Origin of the sequence: Thermoactinomyces mirandus (assembly GCF_013868055.1) — a bacterium.
Lineage (GTDB): Bacteria > Bacillota > Bacilli > Thermoactinomycetales > Thermoactinomycetaceae > Thermoactinomyces > Thermoactinomyces mirandus.
Window position 1 is genome coordinate 1 of record NZ_JACEOL010000096.1, and the last position, 1,382, is coordinate 1,382.

The 1,382-nt window shown below is 44.4% G+C and carries 1 protein-coding gene and 1 pseudogene; both read left to right on the plus strand.

The genetic code is table 11. The features are described from left to right. Positions 1-278: 278 nt before the first annotated feature. Positions 279-967: pseudogene (locus H2C83_RS17265) on the plus strand (IS256 family transposase); the annotation flags it as partial. 200 nt (positions 968-1,167) lie between these two features. Further along, positions 1,168-1,382: transposase (locus H2C83_RS17270; RefSeq protein WP_181742403.1), on the plus strand; the 215-nt coding region annotated here is incomplete at its 3' end.

A 1,382-nucleotide genomic window follows, 5' to 3' on the forward strand; every position in this document is an offset into this window, starting at 1 on the left:
AATCCCGCCACTGCAATCAGGAGGACAATGATCCAACGATAAAAAGGGGTTTTCATATAACAGGAACCTCCGGAATATTTTCGTTACGGGTCTCTGGTTTTCCCTTTAGCCGTTTTTTAAATCCTTGCGAGTAAGAAAACCCCTAACTTTAGTTATAAGGATGGTAGCGAGTGCCGTCGGACTTTGAAAGGGTTTTAACTCTCTCAAAGTCCGACATGTTTTCAGAAAACAATTTACAAATAAATATTCTCTATCAAAAAACAGTTAAGTCCATATAAGTGCGCGCTCGAGACGCTCTCATGGCGATTGGCATTAACGAAGAAGGATACCGGGAAGTCCTTGGCTTGATGCTGGGGGATAGTGAGTCTGAGGCGAGTTGGAGTGAGTTTTTCAGCTGTTTGAAAAGCCGTGGACTTTGTGGGGTGGACTTGGTGGTTTCAGACCACCATGCCGGCTTGATCCGAGCGATTCGCCAGCATTTTCAAGGCGTAATCTGGCAACAATGCCAGACGCATTTTTTGAGGAACTGCTGGATGCTACGCCGAAAGCCCTGCGTGCTAAATTGCATGCCCGTATACGGGCATGCTTGGACGCTCCAGATCCTGAGACTGCTCATATTCTGGCAAACCGGATTCCGGAGGATTTTGAAACAAAAGCTCCAAAAGCGATGGCCATTTTGGAGGCTGGCTTTGACGATACTACAGCCGTATTGTCTCTTCCGGAAAAGTACAGAAAACGTCTTCGTACGACCAACAACCTGGAACGGCTCAATGAGGAAGTGAGACGTCGCGAGCGAGTGATTCGGATCTTCCCGAACCGTGCTTCGGCGCTGCGCCTTATGGGTGCCCTTCTGATGGAAATCGACGAAAAATGGGCCAGTGGCAGAAGATATCTCGACATGTCTGAATACCTGGAGTGGCGAAAAACCAATGAAAAGCCGCAATCCAAGGTCACTCGCATTGGTTAAAGTTCCAATTTTTCTGACCGAGGAAATTTACACACAATTTCGGACTTGATCAAGAATCGGGGAATTACTATGGAATAGTAAACAAGTGTTTTGAACTAATAAAAAAAACGGACTTGTTTTATATATGGATTTATAATGACCCCATAATCTTCCAGACAAAGTTTAAGTTATAATTGAGGAAGAAGAAAGGGGTCGTTTTAATGGGAAGGAGAAAATGGACAGCTAAACAAAAAATGGAGATTGTGTTAGCCGGAATGACACCAGGAGCAAATATCTCTGCTGTATGCAGAGAATACGGAATATTACAACCGCAATATTACAAGTGGCGAGAATCCTTTATTCAAGGTGGGCTATCTGCCTTGTCCAATGGTCCATCTAATAAAGAAGGTGAACTGGAAAAAGAGCTAAAAGAAGC